Origin of the sequence: Chitinophaga silvatica, from assembly GCF_003419895.1 — a bacterium.
Classification (GTDB): domain Bacteria; phylum Bacteroidota; class Bacteroidia; order Chitinophagales; family Chitinophagaceae; genus Chitinophaga; species Chitinophaga silvatica.
Genome location: NZ_QPMM01000004.1, coordinates 253116 through 273655, shown reverse-complemented (window position 1 = coordinate 273655; position 20540 = coordinate 253116). Strand labels below are relative to the sequence as shown.

Here is a 20540-nt window from a genome sequence, read left to right as displayed (position 1 = left end):
CATGTTAACAGCATTCATACTAGGATTTACGGGCAGTTTTCACTGTGTTGGGATGTGTGGTCCGGTTGCCTTATCGCTCCCCGTACAGCACCTCTCTGGTGCCAGAAAGATGATGGGTATAATCCTTTATAACCTTGGAAGAATTGCTGCCTATTCAATGCTTGGTTTGGCCTTTGGATGGATGGGAAAACAACTGTACCTGGGAGGTTTTCAGCAATGGCTGTCTATTATTCTGGGAATTTTGTTGCTGATAGTTGTAATACTAAAATATACAGGTAAAAAATGGGGGATCAATCAATATTTACCTTCCTTTTTTACCAATAAATTAAAGCAAAGTCTTGGCCATCTGATACGTCAGCAGAAGTTACATACATTATTGGCTATCGGATTTCTAAATGGGCTGCTACCATGTGGATTGGTATATCTGGCAATTGCCGGAGCAATATCTACAGGTAGTGTAATTAATGGAATGCTATTCATGGCAGCATTCGGAGCGGGCACATTTCCGGCGATGGCAGGAGTGGCCTGGTTCAGTCATTTATTCAGCATTTCAATACGGAATAAAATGCGCCAGATGATACCGGTAGTAGTAGCAATCATGGGTATATTATTACTGCTCCGGGGCCTGAATCTGGGGATTCCATATGTTAGCCCGGTCATGCAGGCAAACACCGAACACGTAGTTACAAATTGTTGTCATAAACCTTAAAGATATGAGCTTAATCAGTAAATATAATGTGGCGGCTCCACGATATACCAGTTACCCTACCGTACCATATTGGGAAGAGAATAGCTTTAACCAGGATACCTGGAAAACATTGATGAAAAAATCGTTTATGGAAACCAATGGCAAGGAAGGGATAAGCTTATACATTCATCTACCGTTTTGCGAGAAATTATGCACTTATTGCGGCTGTAATAAATACATCACCATTAACCACCAGGTAGAAACACCGTATATCGATACTTTATTGAAAGAATGGGATTTATATCTGGCTGTTTTTGGGAGTAAACCAAGGATAAAAGAAATACACCTGGGAGGTGGTACTCCCACATTCTTTAGTGCCGATAATCTGAATCATCTGCTTAGCAGGATTTATGAAACGGCAACGGTACTTCCTGATGCTTCGTTGAGCTTTGAGGGTCATCCCGGCAATACAACTGCCGAACACCTTCAAACCTTATACGATATGGGATTCAGAAGACTCAGTTTGGGTATCCAGGATTTCGATAAGAAAGTGCAGGAAATCATTAACAGGATACAACCTGTGGAGATGGTGGCAGAGGTGGTTCAGAACGCCCGAAGAATTGGTTATACCTCCATCAATTTCGATCTGATATACGGATTGCCATTACAGACTGCTACCGGGATGCGCGAAACTATCAATGAAGTAGTAAAATTACGCCCGGACAGGATCTCTTTTTATAGCTATGCTCATGTACCCTGGATCAAAGGAACAGGACAACGTAAGTATACCGAAGCAGATCTGCCTCAGGAAGCTGAAAAAAGAAGGTTGTATGAGTTAGGTAAGTCGTTGTTCTACATGAATGGATATTCTGAAATTGGAATGGATCATTTTGCCTTACCCGGAGAAGAATTACATAAAGCATTTGAAACCGGGAATTTACATCGCAACTTCATGGGATATACCGTATCTCACACTTCTCTTTTGGTGGGTTTAGGAGCATCCTCTATTGGCGATAACTGGTATGCTTATGTACAGAATGAAAAACAGGTACAAGCTTATCAGGAACTTGTTAATAACGGTTATTTCCCCATAGTAAAAGGACATATTTTGAACACTGAAGATTTGCTGATACGCAGGCATATTCATAACCTCATGTGCAATTTCGAAACACAGTGGGAGAGGGCCGATACACAATGTGATGCTGTGATTGAAGGGTTACAAAGACTTCAGGAACCCGAAAAGGATGAACTGGTAAAAGTATTGCCTCAGAAGGTAGTTGTTACATCAAAGGGCAAACCCTTTATCAGAAATATTTGTATGGCATTTGATGCGAGATTATGGCGCCAAATTCCACATTCACAACTCTTTAGTAAGGCGATATAGACAAGTTGATATTTATGAAGTTGAAACGGTGGCAAATTTTTTTGCCACCGTACTTATTAAAATTCTAAAAAAACGACCTCAGATTCCCCAAAAATGAAAAAATGGGTATCCCGTAATTCGAATCCGGATTTTTAAAAAAACAGGAGAACCAGAAAGAGAAGAAGTGAAAAAGAAGTAACACTTAAAAAATGAATCCGCTGTAACGCCCTATTCATGCATGTTTCAAGGGCAATAAAAAAAGTCTGACCGTTGGAACAATCAGACTTTCTTGTTATGTGAATGGGTTAGTAAGTACAGGAAAACAAAATTCCCTACACAATATTAAAAAGAATTTCATCACAAAAGAAAAATTTTACAAAAAATTTTATTCACACCACTAAAATAATTGTGGATAACAGCAGAATAAAACTTTCAAATCCTCGTCATCGAACCGCCATATTTTGATTGTTGCAACTATCCATTTACTACCTTTGTTGCGCTTAATTATTATTTAATAATTCACTGTTATATGAAGTTCGAAAAACCTGTTGCAGTAACTGATATCGCAGCATTAATAGGCGCTGAGCTAGTTGGTAACAGCCAGTTGCTGGCAACTGGTATCAATGAAATACACAAAGTAACACCTGGAGATATCTCATTTGTTGACTTTGAAAAATACTATAATGCCAGTTTGAATTCTGCAGCCACTATCATTATCATTAACAAGAAGGTGGATGTTCCGGAAGGAAAAGCACTTTTGGTATTAGATGACCCGTTTAGTGCTTACGTAAGCCTTGTCAAAAAATTCCGTCCTTTCGAACCAGCATCAAAGTCGATCAGTGATACTGCTGTGATAGGAGAGGGAACTATTATTCAGCCCAATGTATTCATCGGTAATCACGTTAAAGTAGGTCGCAATTGTATTATCCATCCTAACGTTACGATCTATGATCACTGTGTTATCGGAGATAATGTAATTATACACGCAGGTACGGTGCTTGGTGCTGATGCTTTCTACTTCAAGAAAAGAGCAGAAAGAGAGGTGATCTACGATAAATTAGAGAGCTGTGGCAGAGTTATTATTGAAGATTATGTAGAGATCGGAGCAGGATGTACAATTGATAAAGGGGTGAGTGGAGATACCATCATTGGCCAGGGTACCAAATTGGATAATATGATCCATATCGGACATGGTACTGTGGTAGGAAGAAATTGCCTGATTGCCGCACAAGTTGGTATTGCAGGTAAGGCAAAAATAGAGGACAACGTAATCCTTTGGGGCCAGGTTGGTGTTAATAAAGATCTGACCATCGGAAAAGGTGCTGTTGTTTTGGCTCAAAGTGGTGTTCCTTCTTCCCTGGAAGGTGGAAAGGTTTACTTCGGTTATCCGGCTGAAGATGCGAGAGCAAAAAGAAAGGAAATTGCCTGGATCAAACGTATTCCTGAAATCTGGGAAAAGGTAAAAGATTTGGGTAAATAAAAGCGTTATTCACAAGGTGATAGATATTCAAACCTAATATCCATCACCTTGCCTAAAACCATCATGCAATGAGATATCTTCTTGCCATTATATTACCACTACTGCTGTGGAGTTGCAGTACCAGTAAAAACATTACTGTTTCCAACGACTTGTATACCAAAGAACAGGAATGGCCGGTAACAGTAAAAGATGGTTGGCTTACCGCTAAAACAATAACCTTCGGACCTTATACTACTACTCCAAGAAAAAACGGACTAACAGAGCCAACTTTCATCAAATCTCCCAAAGATCCCTTTAGCTTCTTTGTTGATGGCAATGGAGAACATATACTGGTACAAACTTTAGGTACAACTGCCGTTGCTTTTACCAGCAGAAACCTGCCAGCTGCCTTTAATACACTTGCTCCAAATACTGCTATCAGATATACAATGATAAATGGTACCAGCCAACATCCATTAAATAAGTGGGAGATGATTGTTAAAGCCGCCCATTATCTGGAACTGAACAGTAATAAAACAGCGGGAGTTTTACGCTCTTCTGAACGGGAATTCCGCATCTCTGCTCACAACCATTTCGGGAAGGTCAACAGCTACGAGAATATCTGTTATGAGTTTTATTCTAATGGGAAATTGATTGCAGCTGTAATGCCCGGAGAACACCCTAAAGTATGGATGAATAAAAATGTGGATACCGAAACCAGTAACATCTTAGGCGCAGCCATAGCTGCATTTCTATTGTAAGGAGTTCTCCTTTAGGAAGTTTGTAGAAATTTCTTTAATTGTTTCTGCCAGTGGTTTAAACCTAAACCCGGGTAGTGCCTCAAGTATTTTACCATTTTCATAATATACTTTCAGCTGGGCAGTTCTTGCTGTTTCTTTTGTTACCAGTGGATGCTTACCTGTGATCATACCTTTTACCTTCTCTAATCGCCACACAACTTCAGCCATCCATGGTTTTACAGCTATGTGAGGTGGCTTTTTCCCCAATGCATTGGCCATTGTAGTAAAGAGCTGCTGATAATTCCAGTTTTCGGCAGAAAGAATAAAACGTTCTCCGTCTATTTCACTGTCCATTAACCCTATCATTACTTTTACCACATCCTCTACATCCACAAATCCGTTTACGCCAAGTGTATAAAAAGGAAATTCTTTCCATGCATTTTTCAACAATGCTCCTGAGCCATCGTTCCAGAAGCCAGATCCTAAAATGATTGCAGGGTTCACAATTACAGCATCCAGGCCTTCGGCAATCCCTCTCCATACTTCCATCTCACCAAGGTGCTTACTTACGCCATATCGGGAGTTATTAGCGCTATCCTGCCATTCACACTGCTCATCTATAGGTCCGTTATCTTTTGCTCTGCCAATTGCGGCTACCGAGCTTACATAAACAAGTTTTTTAACCCCGGCATCCAATGCAATATTCACCACATTGGCAGTTCCTTCAACATTAATTTTCATTAACCGGTCTTTATCCCCTGCCTGAAATGAAACTACCGCTGCGCAATGGTAAACCTGGGATACTCCGTTCATTGCATCTTCCAATACACAAACATCGAGTATATCGCCCTGCACCCATTCTATTTTATGGGCAATATCCTGTAACCGAACGGATGGTTGATTTCGATACAGTGCTCTTACAGGTTTCCCTGCTGCTACTAATGCCCGAATCAAATGACTCCCTAAAAATCCTGTTCCGCCAGTTACTAAAATCATGAATACTAAAAATTCTTTTATTGAAAGTGGCCCAAATTTAGGCAAAACCTGTTATTGTTCGTACCTATAAAAACCCAATCCTGTTTTACGTCCCAGCTTTCCTTCTTTTACACGTTGTTCCTGCAATATACTGGGCTTAAAACGAGGCGCCTCATCAAAGGCTTCATAAAGCGATTGGGAGACGGCAAGGTTAATATCATTTCCTATCAGATCCATTAAAGCAAATGGCCCCATTTTAAATCCAACACCTTCCAATAACTGATCTATATCGCTAAAATCTGCTCCTTTTTCTTCAGCAATACGCATAGCCTCCAGATAATATAGCCGGGCAACCCGATTTACAATAAAACCTGGTGAGTCTTTAACCCTTACAGGCACTTTACCCATTTGCAAAGCCAATTCATATACAATGTCGGCAGTTTCAGGCGCAGTTTGTTTACCACTTACGACTTCCACCAGTTTCATCAGGTGAGCAGGGTTGAAAAAATGCATACCCACAACTCTGGATGGATTATCAACTCCTTCCGCAATTGCAGATATACTCAAGGAGGATGTATTGCTGGCTAAAATAGTGTTTTCGGCATTGTTGGCTGCCAACTGTTTGAACAGTTCTATTTTCACCGGCAATTGCTCTACAATTGCCTCGATAATCACATCCGCGACGCAATCGTTTATGTTGGTAATATAACTGATTCGTTGCAGGGTTTGCTCCTGATCTTCAACTGTCAGTTTTCCTTTTGAAACAGCGCCAGCCAGGCTTTTCTCAATTTGAGCCTTAGCCTTTTCCAGTCCACTTTCCTGAATATCGTATAGTAGCGTTTTAAAACCGCTATATGCAGCAATTTGAGCTATGCCGGCCCCCATTGTACCTGCACCGCAAACAGCAATTGATAAAGTAGCCATTGTGAGATTTGGGATTCAGAAAAAATAAAGGGGTTATCATTGATGATAACCCCTTTGCTACAATTATATAGTTCCTTCAAACTGCTCTAAGAAACGAACATCGTTTTCCGAGAATAACCGAAGGTCTTTAATCTGATATTTAAGCATTGTAATGCGCTCTATACCCATTCCGAATGCAAAACCCGAATATTTTTCAGGGTCTATTCCGCAATTGGCAAGCACTTTCGGATGCACCATTCCGCAACCCAGGATTTCTACCCATCCGGTATGTTTACAAACATTACAGCCGGTTCCCCCGCAGATGAAACATACTATATCCATCTCTGCACTTGGTTCGGTGAATGGGAAGTAGGAAGGACGGAAACGGATGCCTGTATTTTCACCAAACATCTCTTTCACAAAATGATATAAGGTTTGCTTCAGATCTGCAAATGATACATTTTCATCTATATACAATCCTTCTACCTGATGGAAAAAGCAGTGTGCACGAGCCGAAATTGTTTCATTTCTATATACTCTTCCAGGGCTGATAATCCGAATAGGGAGCTTTCCGGATTCCATTACACGCACCTGTGCCGATGAGGTTTGAGTACGTAAAAGCCAGTCCGGATTCTTACTGATAAAGAAAGTATCCTGCATATCACGGGCCGGATGATTTTCCGGCAGGTTCAATGCAGTAAAGTTATGCCAGTCATCTTCAATTTCAGGACCTTCAGCAATGGTAAAACCCAAACGTTCAAAAATCCTGATGATTTTATTTCTCACCTGGCTGATAGGATGGCGGGTACCCAAACGATGGGGTTCTGCCGGTAATGTATAGTCAATATTACTGTCGCTGTCCGCACCATTTTCTTTCAGTTCAGTAAACTGCTCGTAACGCGCTTCAGCAAATTGCTTGAAATCATTTAAAATTTGTCCAAATTCTTTCTTACGGTCATTAGGCACCTGCTTCATTTCCCCAAAAAGGGCTTTCACAATGCCTTTTGTTCCCAGGAATTTAATGCGGTACTGTTCAAGATCCGCTGCGCCTGCAGGCGTAAAAGCCGCTATTTCTTCTTTGTAGGCTGCTATTTGCTGTACTAACTGTTCCATAAACAACAAAGATAAGTGATTAAGGCAAAAACTGACATCCTCAATCTAATCCCTTTATTAGAGAAATAACGTATATTTTCATAGCAAATCTTTTACGATGGTATGTTCGTCATCTTACTGACTCTTTCCTTAGTGTTATTGGGCACTTGTGCCCTGGTTGTCTTGTTTGTTCAAAACAGAACAAATGCATATTATCTTAATAGATTTAAAGAAAAGGATAAGGAAATTTCAGCACTTCAACAGGAATTAACTGAATTGAAGCTCATCAACCTAAAATCGCAGGTTAATCCTCATTTTATTTTCAATTGTCTGAATGGCATCCATAATGCAGTCATTACAAATGATAGCGCCCTTGCTGAGGCTTACATCTCCGGGGTTGCACAGCTCTTGAGAAGAGTACTCGTATTATCAGAAAACCACCATAATTCGTTGAAGGAAGAGATAGATTTATTGGAGATCTACCTGCAACTGGAAACACTTCGGACCAATGAAGGATTTTCTTATTCCATTCACGTAGAACCCAATATCGATCCCCGGCTAAGTGTTCCCAGTATGCTAATACAACCATTTGTGGAAAATGCCATCTGGCATGGGTTGATGCCCAAAAAAGATAATAGGGAGCTAAAAATAAACTGGTTGCAACCACAACCAGATTTATATGTCTGCGAGATTATCGATAATGGAATAGGACGACTCCAATCACAAAACAGAAAGCCTGATGGCCTTAAAGCCGGGAATTATAGAAGTAAAGGCATGGATATATGTATGGAAAGAATTATGCTTTATAGGTCGCTACACCAGCTACAGTATGAAATAAACATCGAAGACCTGCCGGACGACCAGGGAACCATAGTATACGTCACTTTTGAGTCGAAACCTGTTAGTTAAAAAATCAGCTTATATCCAACACCGCGAATATTCACAATTTGTACTTTAGGATCTTCTTTCAGATAACGGCGAAGCTTTGTGATGAAAACATCCATACTACGGGCATTGAAGAAGTTGTCGTCTCCCCATAGTTCGATTAGTATGGCTTTTCTCTCCATAATGTCATTCTTGTTGTCGTAAAGTCGCTTTAGTATAGCGGCTTCCCGATGCGACAGGAATTCTACATTATTGTTGCGGGATAATGTTTGCTTTGTATAATTAAACATATACTGGCCAATTGCCACGGAACCTTCTTCCGGCTCCTGTTCTGTAACCGGGTTATCCTTAAACCGTTTCAACAGTGCAGTGATCCGAACAATCAGTTCATCCATGCTGAAGGGCTTCTTCAGATAATCGTTGCCTCCGAGTTCAAACCCTTTTACTACATCGGCAGTTTGTGATTTGGCTGTCAGAAAGATGATAGGAGTAACTTTATCGTGCTTTCTTATTTCAGAGGTAACAGTAAATCCGTCCATATTAGGCATCATAATATCGAGTACCACTACATCGGGGCGCTCTTGCTGATATAGCCTTAATCCTTCTCTTCCATCAACAGCATATAACATTTCGAAGCCTCTCATTTCAAGGCTGTCTTTAACAATCTGACCTAACTGAACTTCATCTTCTATCAATAGTACTTTAGCCATTTCCTTTATTGTTTATTTATGCTGATGGAATAATGATGGTAAACTCACTGCCTTTATCCGGCTCGCTATGCACCTGGATTGTACCTCCATGCATGGTCACTATTTTCTGAACATAACTCAGCCCTAATCCAAATCCTTTTACATTGTGAAGGTTGCCTGTAGGTACTCTGAAAAATTTATCAAAGATGCTGTGCTGATAGGCTTTAGGAATTCCTATGCCATTATCTTTCACTTTTATCTTCAAGATACCATTTTCCAGGCTAGTTTGAATATAAAGTTGCACCTGATCGCGTGAATACTTAATTGCGTTATCTACCAGGTTGCTGATCGCATTACCCAGATGAACTTTATCTACATATACCAGCTTACCAGCCAGGTTATTATCATAACGCACCTGAATGATTTTATTTGATTTTAACTGATGATTGGATAATATATTGTCGATAATTTCATTCAGATCTGTTTCTTCCCTGAACAGCTCTATATCCTCCTTTTCTTCAGCAGCAATGTGCAATACTTTTTCTACAAGATCAGATAATCTCTGTAATTCATTTTTTGAAATATCGAGATAGGTTTGAGTTTTACGCTGATCGCTAAGCGCATTGAAATTCTGTAATGCTTCAACGGCAGCAGACACAGTAGCAATAGGTGTTTTCAGCTCATGTGTCATGTTATTTATGAAGTCGCTCTTCACCTCAGATAATTTCTTTTGTTTGAGGATTGTGCGTAACATATAAATGAAGCTGATGGTAGTTAATGCAAGTAAAACCACTGAAGAGAGCAGTGTCCAAATCATCTTTTGCAAAATAAATTGGAGTGGCGACTCGAAAGTTGCCTGAATAAACAGGTTGCTGATTGGGCTTACAGGAATCTTAGCCGTTTGCCTTGGTGTTCTTCTTCGCAAGCTATCTTTAAAACTTTCCCGCTCAAACCCTTTCATATCCCAATAGAAAGTATCCAGGGCATATGGAGTACTGATCTGGCGGTTGGTCAGTTCCGACTTAAATGCAGAGTCAATTTTTGCAATGTTGGTGCTATCGTCATGCAGGTTATTTGCAATAAGGTATTCCGTTATTTGCCTGGCTAATGTATCGGCATAATAGCGACCCCTAAACATTTCGCCGGGGGGAGGACCAGCATACCTATCATCGGGGCGGATGATGACTTTTCTACGGGTTCTATCGAACTCTTCCAATAACTTAGCTATTGTTGTATCCTTTCCATAGTTCCGAATATATCTGCGCACTTCCGAAGAGATATTGTTTGTTATCGCATTCCTCAACGATTCATTAATCTCCTTTCTGAATTGTTCTTCTCTAAAGCGATAGGAATTGTATAACCAGTATCCCTGAAACAGAAAAATGCCCAGAATACAGATACACATTAGGATAAGTATATTTCTGATTCTTTTTCGCATGTAGTTTGTTCTATGCTTACAAAACTATCTATTCCCTTTCTAAAACAAGATAATTCCTTAACAGTAATTAACATTAGATAAGGAAGATTAACTCACTTAACAGTAAATAACAATAAATAAAGGTTTTTAACCCAAAAAAACCGCCCAAATACAGATTTTTGTGCCTTACAAACAGAATAAAACCATGAATAAAAATTTCAGATCATTTATAGCCGCTGGTTTATTTATTGCAGCTTCCAGTCCGGTTTTTGCTCAGAAATCTGGTGTTATTACGTATGAAGTTACTGCCCGTATGGACCCGGAGCGCATGAGAGGCTTTAATCGTGGAGGCAACGACGACAACAATTCAGTACCAGATGTAGTTACCTTCAACCAAACTTTTACCTTCAACGATAATGTAGGTAAAATCACCACTGAACGCCCCGACTTCGGCGGGCAAAGAAGGCAACAGCGCCCGGACGGAGATACTTCCCGTCGTCGCGGCCCTGGAGGACCTGGTGGACCTGGTGGACAAGGAGGAAGAATGATGATGGGCCCTGGTGGCAATGCTCAGTATGTAGACCTGGCCAACAAAAAATATGAACAGGTGTTCAGCACATTTGGAGACGATAAGAAGGTATTCTACACAGAAGAAGACTATATCTATACTGCGAATAGTAAATCATCAGATAAAACTAAAAAGATAGCTGGGTACACTTGTAAAAGAGCCACTATTCAACTGAAAGATGATACATATACTGTTTGGTATACTACAGACCTGCCTTTTAGCTTTTCACCAGTTAATGGTTTGTTACCGGAAAACAATGCAGTAGTACTGGCAGCCGAAAGCAGCCGAAGAGCCTTTACTGCAAAATCAGTAGATCTGAAACCTGTTACTGAAGATCTGAGCATTCCTGCCGGCGCAGAAAAAATCAGTCAGGAAAAGATGAGAGAAATTAGAAGAGAGCAGATGGAGAAATTACGTGAGCGGCAACAATAGATGTAAATTTTCATCCTACCTTTCAATTTCCAGTGATTATCGTTTATGAAGAAACTTATACAAATCTTGCTGGTATTGGGTTTGAGCATTCTGCATGCTCAGGCTCAAAACCAACAAGGAAAGATTAAAGGCCAACTGACAGATCAAACCACTAAAGAAGCTATGCCTGCAGCTACAGTTGTACTGCTAAACGGCAAAGACAGTACTGTAGCTCAAACAACTCTTACTGATACTAAAGGAAATTTTGAATTATCAGGAATCCCATTCGGTGATTATCGCCTGTTCGTCAGCTTCCTCGGTTATAAATCTATCAACAAACCATTACAGGTAAATGCCGAGCATAAAGAAATTGCTTTGGGAAACCTTGCAATGGAAACCAAAGGAGTATTGTTAAACACCGTGGAGATTCTTGATGAAAAACCACCGGTTGTTATTAAAAAAGATACTGTCGAATTTAATGCCGATGCATTTAAAACAAGAGAAAACGCTGTAGTTGAAGACCTGTTAAAAAAATTACCCGGCGTTACCGTTGATAAAGATGGTGCCATCACCGCTCATGGCGAAACAGTTACCAAAGTACTTGTAGATGGTAAACCTTTCTTTAGCGGAGACCCTAAACTTGCCACCAAAAACCTTCCAGCAAACATTATCGACAAAGTACAAGTCATCGATCGAAAATCAGACCAGGCACAGTTTACAGGGATAGACGACGGGCAAACCGAAAAAGCTATCAACATCACTATTAAGAAAGATAAAAAGCGAGGAATATTTGGCAGAGCTACCGCCGGCTATGGAACCAACGATAGATTTGCTGCTAACCTGAGCTTCAACGTCTTCAATAATACCAAACAACTCTCCTTACTGGGCGGCGGTAATAATGTGAACAACTTAGGTTATACCATGCAAGACCAGATGGCCTTCTCCAGTGCCGGTGGCGGCGGTGGTATGAGAGGTAACAGAGGTATGATGACGAACCTCGGCGGTAGCGGCGGTTCTGGTATCACCCGGAACTGGAATACCGGTGTGAACTTCTCTGATTCATACAAAGATAAAATTACCTACTCCGGGAACTACTTCTTCAACGACACCAAAACCAATACAGAAAGCAACAGTCGCAAACAAACATTTAATGGTGATACTGTTATCTATAATTTAAATAACGGTGCGTCTATAAGCGATAATGCCAATCATAGGTTCGGTGCACGTGTTGAGTATAACATCGATTCTATGCACTCCCTGGTTTTTGAACCTTCTGTTAGCTATACAACTGCAAACAGTAATAGTGTCACCAACAACATTTCTTATAATAGTTTAGGTGATACGCTGAACAAAGGGGTTAGTTCTAACTATGGTAGCGGAACTACTACTAACTACGGCGGAAGATTATTGCTGAGAAAACGTTTCAACAAACGTGGAAGGTCGATGAGCCTGGGCCTGAACTTCAACAGCAGTGAAAGCGACCAGGAGAACTTCAATCGTTCTACTTACTTCTTCTTTAATCCAGACAGCAGTAGTTCTTTTAATCAACGTAATAAAATCAATAGCCAAAACAAAAATCTGGGCGCCAATCTTACCTATTCCGAACCGTTAGGAAGAGATAATTACCTGGAGTTTAACTATGGCCTTACTGCTTATCAGAATCAAAATAATAAGTCGACCTACGATTACGACGGCAGCAAAGGCGAATATGATAAATTCAATGACTCACTCAGTAATGTTTTCACTAACAAAACGCTCAACCAGCGTGGAGGTATTTCATTCCGTCAGGTGAAATTGAAATATGATTATTCCTTAGGCTTAAATATCATTAATAATACACTGGATAATGTTACTCACTCATTCCTTACAAAAAGAGATACAACCATTACCCAGAATAGCTTGAACTATGCACCACAGGCAAACTTCAACTATGCGTTCACAAAAAACAAACGACTAAGTCTTAACTATAACGGACAAACTAGTCAGCCTACCGTTCAGCAATTAGCACCGGTTCCCGACAATAGCAATCCGTTATATGTACAGCTCGGAAACCCGGATCTGAAGCCATCTTACAATAACCAGATCAGTCTCAGATATCATTATGTAGATATGATTACTTTCAGAAGTATGATGACATCTCTGAATGGCGGATTTGGTACCAACAAAATTGTAAACTCTGTAACGCTCGACCCTAAAAGTGGTAAGCAAACAGTTAAACCAATTAACGTTAACGGCTACTTTAATTTGAATGGAATGTTGCATAATTCATTCCCGCTCAGCAAAACACCAGGGCAGAATTTAAATACCAGTACTTCCATCTCATTTAACCGCGATGTTAATGCCAATAATGGAAAGATCAACTATACAAATAGCTTTTCATTTAATCAATCTGCCAACGTTAGTTACTTCTACAAAGAGCTATTCGATGCAGGAGTAGGAGGTAATTTCTCGTATAGCAGAAGTAATAACACTATTTCAACAGGAATAGGATTGACCAACTATTTCGATTACAGCCTGACTGCAGATGTCAACTTCAACCTGCCATTAAATTTTATGGTTGGTACAGATATCAACTGCACCATGAGCAGAGGTCGTACTGCCGGTTACAATCTTACTTCTACAATGTGGAATGCCAATATTTCCAAATACCTGAATAAGAAGAAGAATGCTTTGGTGAAAGTGCAGGGATTTGATTTGCTCCGGCAGTATATCAGTGTTAACAGAACCGTTGCAGATAACTATATCATAGATACTCAGAACAATGTGTTGCAGCAGTATTTTATGATTAGCTTCACCTACTTCCTGAATAAATTTGCTGCCCCAACTCCAAGAGGTGGCAGAGAAGGAAGAATGAACTTCGGACCAGGCGGTGGCCCGGGCGGTCGCGGAGGCGGAGGTGGAGGAATGAGACGGTTCTAATTTCTCGCAGGCTCGCTGGTTTCTCGCAGAGAAGCAAAGATTAATATTAAGAAATATAAGGATCGAAGCGAATGTTTATAAGGACTTCCAATAGGTTTCAACACTAAGAGAAACCGTTCAGCAGTTCTTAAAGACATTCGCTTCGATCCTTATATTTCTTAATATTAATCTTTGCTTCTCTGCGAGAAACACCAGCTCGCAACGCGAGCTAAAGCGCCTTCCTCGAAAAGCTCATAGCACGGCGACTAGCCATAACTCGTTTTAATATCCACGCAAGAGTGAAAGTGGGTATGAAATCTGTTCCGGGAAACAGTTCTTCAATAAAATTGAAAAAACTACCGAAGGCGCCCAACGGACCGCCAAACATTCGGTAAAAAATAAATGCAGAAATCGGGGCCCAAACAACATCTCCTACTTCGCCTAAAACTGGTATAGCATAACTTGCGCATCCTATTAGGTCCATTAAAATACAAACCCAGAGGGCAGGGGTATATTTCTTATCCATTTCCATCTCCTCTTTTCTTATCTTTAAACAAATTACTTACCAAATTTAAGAATATAACGCCGATTACGCAGGCATAGTTCTACTGAATTTCAGAAACCGTATTTTTACCTGTCTTACTTGTATCTATATATTATTTAGGGTATCTTGACAACCGTTAATACCAAAACCTAACATCGATTATTTATGAACCAGGAAAATTCCAGACGCGATATGATTAAAAAAGTAGCTTCTGCGGCTCTGGCAACCACCGCGTTATCTTCTCTTTCTGAAAGAATTGCTGCCCACGACCTTGCCACAGGCGAGGGGCTAAAAGGAAAAATCAATCACTCCGTATGTGCCTGGTGCTACAATATGCCATTAGAGGAGCTATGTATTGCCTCTAAAAAAATAGGTATCACGTCAATTGACCTGGTATCGCCAAAAGACTTTGATATACTTAAGAAATATAACCTGCATTGTGCTATGGTAGCGAGCAATGGCAAGGAGTTCGGTATTACTAACGGATTTAATAATCCGGCCAATCATGATAAATTGGAGGATTATTTTAAACAAGCAATTGATGAAACCGCCAAAGCCGGCTTTACCAATCTGATCTGTTTTTCTGGTAACAGAAACGGATTAGACGATATGCAAGGCATAAAGAACTGCACAAAAGGAATTCAGCAAATTATTGGCTATGCAGAAAAGAAAAAAGTAACCCTGGTAATGGAATTGCTAAATAGCCGCGTAGATCACCACGATTATCAGTGTGATCATACTTCCTGGGGGGTAGAACTCTGTAAAAGTATAGGATCTTCCAACTTCAAACTCCTTTACGATATTTACCATATGCAAATCATGGATGGTGACATTATTCATCACATCCGCGATTATCACGAATATTTTGCTCACTATCATACCGGTGGAGTACCAGGACGCCATGAGATCAACGACAGCCAGGAATTAAATTATCCTGCCATCATGAAAGCTATCGTTGAAACAGGTTTTAAAGGATATGTGGCACAGGAGTTTGTACCTACTTCAAAAGACGCTAAAGGTCAGTTAACAGCTTTACAACAAGCAGTGAACATTTGCGATATCGCTTAATACTGCCAGTCCGACTTCAATATACCCATAACTACCATGTCGGTAAACTGCCCATGTAGTTTGGCGCTATGCCTTAATATACCTTCTTTGGCAAATCCCAGTTTTATTGGGATTTGCCCACTTTTTTGATTTTGGAGAACAAATCTTATTTCAATTTTATTTAGACGTAATTGCTTAAATGCAAAGGTAATAAGTGCTTTTGTAGCTGCTGTTACTATACCCTTTCCCTGATAGGCAGTTCCCAGCCAATATCCAATTTCTGCCTTATTTAGCGCATGATCCCAACAATGCAGGTCAATCACTCCAACAAACACCTGATCAGCCCAAATTCCAAACGCAATGGCATCCTGGTCATCAGCTTTTCGTTCCATCATCTGAATGAAACGTAAAGAATGCTCAACATTAGTATTATAATCTACCCAGGGTAAAAATTTGCGCAGGTTTTTCCTGGAAGCATCAATTTGTTGGTAAACCAACGGAGCATCCTGTTCCTGCAATTGCTTCAGCACTATAGTTTCATTGACAGTTATTTCAAGCATATCTGAATTGGTAAAGGGAAAATTAAACTTACACCTAAATCAATTAAAAACAAACCTTTAACTAAAAAGGCATCGTTGTGAAACGATGCCTTTTTAGCTGAATAACGATAATGCTGCCTATTGATTTATCAATTGCTGTTTCGCCATATCCTTTACTACCTGATGTCCGTATAATACAGCCATTCTTTCTGTAGTAGGTGGATCAAAAGATTTGGATTGAACAGAATACAATAACTGACCGGATCTCAGGTCGTAAAGGTTACCTTCCCACTGATACTTGGTATTATAGGTGTAGTAACCGGGAGCATACATTCTGGAATAATACATAGAATAATATGGCCAGAAACCATACCCGTAAGGACCATAGCTAGGAACGTAGTTTCTTTCTCTACCTCTGTCGAGCATCACAATGGTCATAACCTGATTTACGTCACTACCCTGTAATTGTTGTACTACCTGTTTCTCAGTTAATTTCCCCAACTCCTGCGGGCCATAAGTTTGTAACGCCGATACTGCATTGTAGCCCTTTTTACGCAATTCAATTACTGTATAATTTTCCATTTGGCTGCGAAGCGTACGATCTTTTTGAGGTACCAATGCCAACACCATAATCTTATTATCTTTCTGCAGCTGCTGGGCATTATTCGCACGCCATGAAGACGTTACTTTGGTGCTTGTACATGCTGCCATGGCAACGACTACTAATCCGGCCATGATTAAACCAATCTTTTTCATATACACCCTCCTTTAATTTGTTTGTACTAGTTAGACGTAAAAAGAGGCCAATTGTAACAGACACAAGATAGTTTTAACAGTTTTTTAATCCCATAAAAAAAGGTGCTGATAGTTGAATATCAGCACCTTCTAGCTATTTATAATACCTTTAATAAGTAATCACTTGTTCTTCAATAAATTCAGGCAATTCTCTGAATTCATATAGTTGTGTACGTAGCTGTGGTTCAAATCCTGCTTCCTTGATTGCTTCCTGCATAGTACGGTAAGTAAAACGGTGTGGAGCTCCGGCAGCACTTACCACATTTTCCTCAATCATGATGGAACCAAAGTCGTTTGCTCCGGCATGCAAACACAGTTGTGCTACTTCCTTACCAACGGTTAACCAGGATGCCTGAATGTTTTTAACATTAGGCAACATAATACGGCTAAGTGCAATCATCCTGATGTATTCTTCAGCTGTGGTCATATTGTGCACACCACGAATTTTGGCAAGCAGTGTATCCACATCCTGGAAAGTCCACGGAATAAATGCTGTAAAACCGTAATGTCCTTCTGGTTTCTCGCTTTGAACCTGTCTGATATCTACCAGGTGTTCGAAACGTTCTAAAACAGTTTCAACATGGCCAAACATCATGGTTGCAGAAGATGCAATATTAAGTTTGTGAGCAGCTCTCATTACATCCAACCACTCCTGGGCGCCACATTTACCTTTAGAGATCAGGCGTCTTACCCTGTCGTTGAGTATTTCAGCCCCAGCACCCGGCAAACTATCCATACCAGCTTCTTTCAGGGCCTTAAGTACTTCGATATGTGTACTTTTTTCCAGCTTAGTAATATGCGCTACTTCAGGGGGGCCTAAAGTATGCAAACGTAAGGTTGGATATAATTGCTTTAATTGTTTAAAGAGATCTACATAGAAACTAAGCCCAAGCTCAGGGTGATGTCCTCCCTGCAGTAATAATTGATCACCGCCATATTTCAGCGTTTCTTCAATTTTACGCTTGTATTCATCAATAGGAGTGATGTAGGCTTCGGCATGACCTGGAATACGATAGAAGTTACAGAATTTGCAGTTGGCCGTACATACGTTGGTCGTATTCACATTCCTGTCTATCTGCCAGGTAACCTTACCATGAGGTACCTGTTGCTTACGCAACTCGTTGGCTATTTCCATCAGTTCTGTTAAAGGTGCATTTTCAAATAAATAAACACCTTCTTCTGCTGTCAGAAACTCGAAATTCTGAGCCTTTTTATATAATTCCTTAAGTTCCATTACCTGTTTTTCTATTTCTGAATAACTTCAACAAAGGTAGTATTTCAGTTTATATCCACCCCGAAGAAAAATATTTATTAACCATTAGCTTTTTATGTTAAATTTATAATATATCAAGTACCTGTGTCCCCAATTTTTATGTTCAAAGCACTAATATTCAATATACTGTTGCTTTTTTCCATCGCCTGCTTACCTACCAGCGCGAAAGCAACTACTACAGCTCTAGAAAATGATTCTACTGTAACTACTCCTATAACCCGTTTTCATTTCAAACAATACTATGGAGGGGTTGTAATTATTCAGGCCGTACTCGACCAATATCCGGATACGTTACAGTTTATTCTGGATACCGGCAGTGCAGGTATTTCTCTCGATACCACCACTGCTCTTCGCTTAGGGCTAACAATTAAACCTTCCGACAGAATCATTAAAGGCCTTGCAAGCTCCAAACCCGTATCTTATACCCATCACCATACCTTACACTTACCAGGTTTGAGGGTAGATAGTCTCGACTTCCATATAAATGATTATGAATTAATTAGTCAGGTTTATGGAATCCAGGTAGACGGTATAATTGGATTTAGCTTATTAAGCAGGTATATTATTACTGTAGATTATGATACTGAAGAGATTATCATCTATCCAAAAGGCAACTTCAATTATCCGAAAGGCGGGCAGCTATTAAAACCATCACTAACTCAAATACCTTTGATTTCTGCTCCCTTGCGAAATTCGTACCGTACTATCAATAACCGGTACTACTTCGATACCGGTGCTGGTATGTGCCTTTTGCTTTCCAGTCAGTTTGTTAATGATAGCAGTGTTTTGCAGGAAAAGAAAAAACGAAGATCGAAGAAGATTATTCAAACTGAAGCCCAGGGCTTGGGTGGAAAAATGAGCATGTCTTTAACTACGATAACAGAATTTAAAGTGGGAAATTTTAGCTTCCGCAACGTTCCTACCTATATTTTCGACGATAAAAGTAATGTAACTGCCTATCCATTTCTTGGAGGAATGATTGGTAATGATTTGCTAAGGCGTTTCAATATCACACTTAATTATTCTAAAAAAGAAATCTATCTGATGCCCAATACACACTATCGGGATATGTTCGATTATTCCTATACGGGGCTTATCATTTATCTGATCAATGGAAAAGTAGAAGTAACTGATATCATTAAAGGTTCGCCGGCCGAAAAAGCAGGATTTAAAAGCGGAGATATTATTATAGCTATTAACAATAATCTGGGTAATAATCTTCAGCTCTTCAGAGATCTTCTTAAAAATATCGGCACAAAAGCCATTTGCCTGATTTCAAGGGATAATGAATTACTGATAAAAAAACTACCAATAAAAAGCATACTTTGACCGTTATTTGTGTCATGTGGCGCTTTTTATGGATCGCTATTTTGTTTTTTTATGTAAATGTTCCCGTACAGGCGCAACGCAATAACGGATCAGATATTGAAAAACCAATAGCTATTATCCCTTTTCAATTAATTGATAAACAAGTTGTTATTCCTGTGCTGGCTTCCGGAAGTACAGATACCCTCCATTTTATATTTGATACAGGGGCAGAAGTTACCGTACTAAACTTTGCCACAGCCAACAAACTAAAGCTAAAAGGCTCTGGCGAGGTATTCATGTCGGGAATCAACAACCTGATGGTAAAAACAAGCAGTGTAAGCATTAATGCATTGTATATCAGAGAGGTAAGAATGCCCTATGTAAAAGCATATCTTGAAAATCTAAGCAATTTAGGTGCTATCGATGGCATCATTGGTATAGCACTATTAAAACCATATATTGTTAAAATCGACTATCGCAAACAGGAGCTGGTACTCTATAAATCAGGTAAAACACCAATTGGTAACACTGGTCGGCTGTTGCATTTCCAACTAAACTATACCACTCCGGTTATCGATGCTTCTATACAATTATCGGATGGCCGTCGCTTACCCGGGCATTACCATATCACCACAGGCGGAGATTACGGAGTACTTTTCAACTGGCCATACGTAGATAAGAATAAACTTAATACCATTTTACCTACCATAAACACTGATCCCGTACGAGATGTAGTCAAGACTCTTTACTACATTAACAGCACTATTCCTTCTCTTGAATTAGGCGGTCACAGTATTAAACAAGTTCCTGTAAGTTATTGTAAAGACATCGATGACCTGGGCGTTTTCACGGAAATTGCAGGCTCTATCGGCTATGATATCTGGAAACAATTTACCCTGACTATCAACTACGACAAACAGGAGCTATATCTGGAATAATACTTTCT

General features: G+C 39.9%; 18 protein-coding genes. 10 read left to right on the top strand and 8 right to left on the bottom strand.

Annotation, left to right across the window (positions count from 1 at the left end; translation table 11 throughout):
- Nucleotide 1 precedes the first annotated feature (1 nt).
- The 4 genes from DVR12_RS10560 to DVR12_RS10545 all read left to right on the top strand — a co-directional run bounded on the left by DVR12_RS10560 (nucleotide 2) and on the right by DVR12_RS10545 (nucleotide 4271).
- Nucleotides 2–709, top strand: coding sequence for a sulfite exporter TauE/SafE family protein (locus DVR12_RS10560; protein ID WP_116975640.1), 708 nt, complete (start codon nucleotides 2–4; stop codon nucleotides 707–709).
- 4 nt (nucleotides 710–713) lie between these two features.
- The gene (gene hemN, locus DVR12_RS10555; RefSeq protein ID WP_116975639.1) at nucleotides 714–2072 is read left to right on the top strand and encodes an oxygen-independent coproporphyrinogen III oxidase; all 1359 of its coding nucleotides are present in this window, start codon (nucleotides 714–716) and stop codon (nucleotides 2070–2072) included.
- A gap of 508 nt (nucleotides 2073–2580) precedes the next feature.
- Nucleotides 2581–3531 (top strand): UDP-3-O-(3-hydroxymyristoyl)glucosamine N-acyltransferase, encoded by a 951-nt coding sequence (locus DVR12_RS10550; protein WP_116975638.1) that lies wholly within the window; start codon nucleotides 2581–2583, stop codon nucleotides 3529–3531.
- Between the two features lie 68 nt (nucleotides 3532–3599).
- A complete protein-coding gene (locus DVR12_RS10545) occupies nucleotides 3600–4271 on the top strand; it encodes a hypothetical protein (RefSeq protein ID WP_116975637.1) in 672 nt (223 codons plus the stop codon).
- Here the strand turns inward: DVR12_RS10545 and DVR12_RS10540 are convergent.
- The 3 genes from DVR12_RS10540 to pheS all read right to left on the bottom strand — a co-directional run bounded on the left by DVR12_RS10540 (nucleotide 4263) and on the right by pheS (nucleotide 7241).
- On the bottom strand, nucleotides 4263–5246 hold the full coding sequence (locus DVR12_RS10540; protein WP_116975636.1) for an NAD-dependent epimerase/dehydratase family protein: 984 nt from the start codon (nucleotides 5244–5246) through the stop codon (nucleotides 4263–4265). The genes DVR12_RS10545 and DVR12_RS10540 overlap by 9 nt on opposite strands.
- A gap of 51 nt (nucleotides 5247–5297) precedes the next feature.
- Nucleotides 5298–6149 carry a 3-hydroxyacyl-CoA dehydrogenase NAD-binding domain-containing protein gene (locus DVR12_RS10535; RefSeq protein WP_116975635.1) on the bottom strand — a complete coding sequence of 284 codons (852 nt, stop codon included), beginning with the start codon at nucleotides 6147–6149 and terminating at the stop codon, nucleotides 5298–5300.
- A 63-nt stretch (nucleotides 6150–6212) separates the two neighbouring features.
- Nucleotides 6213–7241: a phenylalanine--tRNA ligase subunit alpha gene (gene pheS, locus DVR12_RS10530; protein WP_116975634.1), complete on the bottom strand. Its 1029-nt coding sequence runs from the start codon at nucleotides 7239–7241 to the stop codon at nucleotides 6213–6215.
- Nucleotides 7242–7343: 102 nt separating this feature from the next.
- On the opposite strand from pheS, the gene DVR12_RS10525 reads away from it, so the two are divergent.
- The gene (locus tag DVR12_RS10525; RefSeq protein ID WP_116975633.1) at nucleotides 7344–8129 is read left to right on the top strand and encodes a sensor histidine kinase; all 786 of its coding nucleotides are present in this window, start codon (nucleotides 7344–7346) and stop codon (nucleotides 8127–8129) included.
- Here DVR12_RS10525 and DVR12_RS10520 read toward each other — a convergent pair.
- Together DVR12_RS10520 and DVR12_RS10515 are read right to left on the bottom strand one after the other, a co-directional pair.
- Nucleotides 8126–8815 carry a response regulator transcription factor gene (locus tag DVR12_RS10520; RefSeq protein WP_116975632.1) on the bottom strand — a complete coding sequence of 230 codons (690 nt, stop codon included), beginning with the start codon at nucleotides 8813–8815 and terminating at the stop codon, nucleotides 8126–8128. The two genes, DVR12_RS10525 and DVR12_RS10520, sit on opposite strands and share 4 nt — an antisense overlap.
- A 16-nt stretch (nucleotides 8816–8831) precedes the next feature.
- The gene (locus DVR12_RS10515) at nucleotides 8832–10232 is read right to left on the bottom strand and encodes a sensor histidine kinase (protein WP_116975631.1); all 1401 of its coding nucleotides are present in this window, start codon (nucleotides 10230–10232) and stop codon (nucleotides 8832–8834) included.
- A 184-nt stretch (nucleotides 10233–10416) separates the two neighbouring features.
- Between DVR12_RS10515 and DVR12_RS10510 the strand changes: the two genes are divergently transcribed.
- The 3 genes from DVR12_RS10510 (at nucleotide 10417) to DVR12_RS10495 (ending at nucleotide 15700) form a co-directional block, all read left to right on the top strand.
- The gene (locus tag DVR12_RS10510; protein ID WP_147323443.1) at nucleotides 10417–11211 is read left to right on the top strand and encodes a GLPGLI family protein; all 795 of its coding nucleotides are present in this window, start codon (nucleotides 10417–10419) and stop codon (nucleotides 11209–11211) included.
- Nucleotides 11212–11256: 45 nt separating this feature from the next.
- The gene (locus tag DVR12_RS10505; RefSeq protein WP_116975629.1) at nucleotides 11257–14109 is read left to right on the top strand and encodes a TonB-dependent receptor; all 2853 of its coding nucleotides are present in this window, start codon (nucleotides 11257–11259) and stop codon (nucleotides 14107–14109) included.
- Nucleotides 14110–14797: 688 nt separating this feature from the next.
- A complete protein-coding gene (locus tag DVR12_RS10495) occupies nucleotides 14798–15700 on the top strand; it encodes a hydroxypyruvate isomerase family protein (protein ID WP_116975628.1) in 903 nt (300 codons plus the stop codon).
- Here DVR12_RS10495 and DVR12_RS10490 read toward each other — a convergent pair.
- From DVR12_RS10490 to mqnC, 3 genes are all read right to left on the bottom strand, one after another.
- Nucleotides 15697–16239 carry a GNAT family N-acetyltransferase gene (locus tag DVR12_RS10490; protein ID WP_116975627.1) on the bottom strand — a complete coding sequence of 181 codons (543 nt, stop codon included), beginning with the start codon at nucleotides 16237–16239 and terminating at the stop codon, nucleotides 15697–15699. The genes DVR12_RS10495 and DVR12_RS10490 overlap by 4 nt on opposite strands.
- A gap of 117 nt (nucleotides 16240–16356) precedes the next feature.
- Nucleotides 16357–16974, bottom strand: a complete 618-nt coding sequence (locus tag DVR12_RS10485; RefSeq protein WP_116975626.1) for a hypothetical protein — start codon at nucleotides 16972–16974, stop codon at nucleotides 16357–16359.
- Nucleotides 16975–17122: 148 nt separating this feature from the next.
- Complete coding sequence (mqnC, locus tag DVR12_RS10480) at nucleotides 17123–18247, bottom strand: cyclic dehypoxanthinyl futalosine synthase (protein WP_116975625.1); 1125 nt, start codon at nucleotides 18245–18247, stop codon at nucleotides 17123–17125.
- Nucleotides 18248–18385: 138 nt separating this feature from the next.
- Here mqnC and DVR12_RS10475 point away from each other — a divergent pair, with 138 nt between their 5' ends.
- Together DVR12_RS10475 and DVR12_RS10470 are read left to right on the top strand one after the other, a co-directional pair.
- The gene (locus tag DVR12_RS10475; protein WP_116975624.1) at nucleotides 18386–19615 is read left to right on the top strand and encodes a retropepsin-like aspartic protease; all 1230 of its coding nucleotides are present in this window, start codon (nucleotides 18386–18388) and stop codon (nucleotides 19613–19615) included.
- Between the two features lie 14 nt (nucleotides 19616–19629).
- Nucleotides 19630–20532: an aspartyl protease family protein gene (locus DVR12_RS10470; protein WP_116975623.1), complete on the top strand. Its 903-nt coding sequence runs from the start codon at nucleotides 19630–19632 to the stop codon at nucleotides 20530–20532.
- The last annotated feature ends 8 nt before the right edge of the window (nucleotides 20533–20540 follow it).

What these genes read in the sequence shown, in the direction of transcription:
- DVR12_RS10560 (WP_116975640.1), top strand. Translation starts at nt 2, where the DNA reads ATGTTAACAGCATTCATACTAGGATTTACGGGCAGTTTTCACTGTGTT.
- DVR12_RS10520 (WP_116975632.1), bottom strand. Translation starts at nt 8,815, where the DNA reads ATGGCTAAAGTACTATTGATAGAAGATGAAGTTCAGTTAGGTCAGATT.
- DVR12_RS10510 (WP_147323443.1), top strand. Translation starts at nt 10,417, where the DNA reads ATGAATAAAAATTTCAGATCATTTATAGCCGCTGGTTTATTTATTGCA.
- mqnC (WP_116975625.1), bottom strand. Translation starts at nt 18,247, where the DNA reads ATGGAACTTAAGGAATTATATAAAAAGGCTCAGAATTTCGAGTTTCTG.
- DVR12_RS10550 (WP_116975638.1), top strand. Translation starts at nt 2,581, where the DNA reads ATGAAGTTCGAAAAACCTGTTGCAGTAACTGATATCGCAGCATTAATA.
- DVR12_RS10505 (WP_116975629.1), top strand. Translation starts at nt 11,257, where the DNA reads ATGAAGAAACTTATACAAATCTTGCTGGTATTGGGTTTGAGCATTCTG.
- hemN (WP_116975639.1), top strand. Translation starts at nt 714, where the DNA reads ATGAGCTTAATCAGTAAATATAATGTGGCGGCTCCACGATATACCAGT.
- DVR12_RS10540 (WP_116975636.1), bottom strand. Translation starts at nt 5,246, where the DNA reads ATGATTTTAGTAACTGGCGGAACAGGATTTTTAGGGAGTCATTTGATT.
- DVR12_RS10535 (WP_116975635.1), bottom strand. Translation starts at nt 6,149, where the DNA reads ATGGCTACTTTATCAATTGCTGTTTGCGGTGCAGGTACAATGGGGGCC.
- DVR12_RS10515 (WP_116975631.1), bottom strand. Translation starts at nt 10,232, where the DNA reads ATGCGAAAAAGAATCAGAAATATACTTATCCTAATGTGTATCTGTATT.
- DVR12_RS10490 (WP_116975627.1), bottom strand. Translation starts at nt 16,239, where the DNA reads ATGCTTGAAATAACTGTCAATGAAACTATAGTGCTGAAGCAATTGCAG.
- DVR12_RS10470 (WP_116975623.1), top strand. Translation starts at nt 19,630, where the DNA reads ATGTGGCGCTTTTTATGGATCGCTATTTTGTTTTTTTATGTAAATGTT.
- DVR12_RS10485 (WP_116975626.1), bottom strand. Translation starts at nt 16,974, where the DNA reads ATGAAAAAGATTGGTTTAATCATGGCCGGATTAGTAGTCGTTGCCATG.
- pheS (WP_116975634.1), bottom strand. Translation starts at nt 7,241, where the DNA reads ATGGAACAGTTAGTACAGCAAATAGCAGCCTACAAAGAAGAAATAGCG.
- DVR12_RS10525 (WP_116975633.1), top strand. Translation starts at nt 7,344, where the DNA reads ATGTTCGTCATCTTACTGACTCTTTCCTTAGTGTTATTGGGCACTTGT.
- DVR12_RS10475 (WP_116975624.1), top strand. Translation starts at nt 18,386, where the DNA reads ATGTTCAAAGCACTAATATTCAATATACTGTTGCTTTTTTCCATCGCC.
- DVR12_RS10495 (WP_116975628.1), top strand. Translation starts at nt 14,798, where the DNA reads ATGAACCAGGAAAATTCCAGACGCGATATGATTAAAAAAGTAGCTTCT.
- DVR12_RS10545 (WP_116975637.1), top strand. Translation starts at nt 3,600, where the DNA reads ATGAGATATCTTCTTGCCATTATATTACCACTACTGCTGTGGAGTTGC.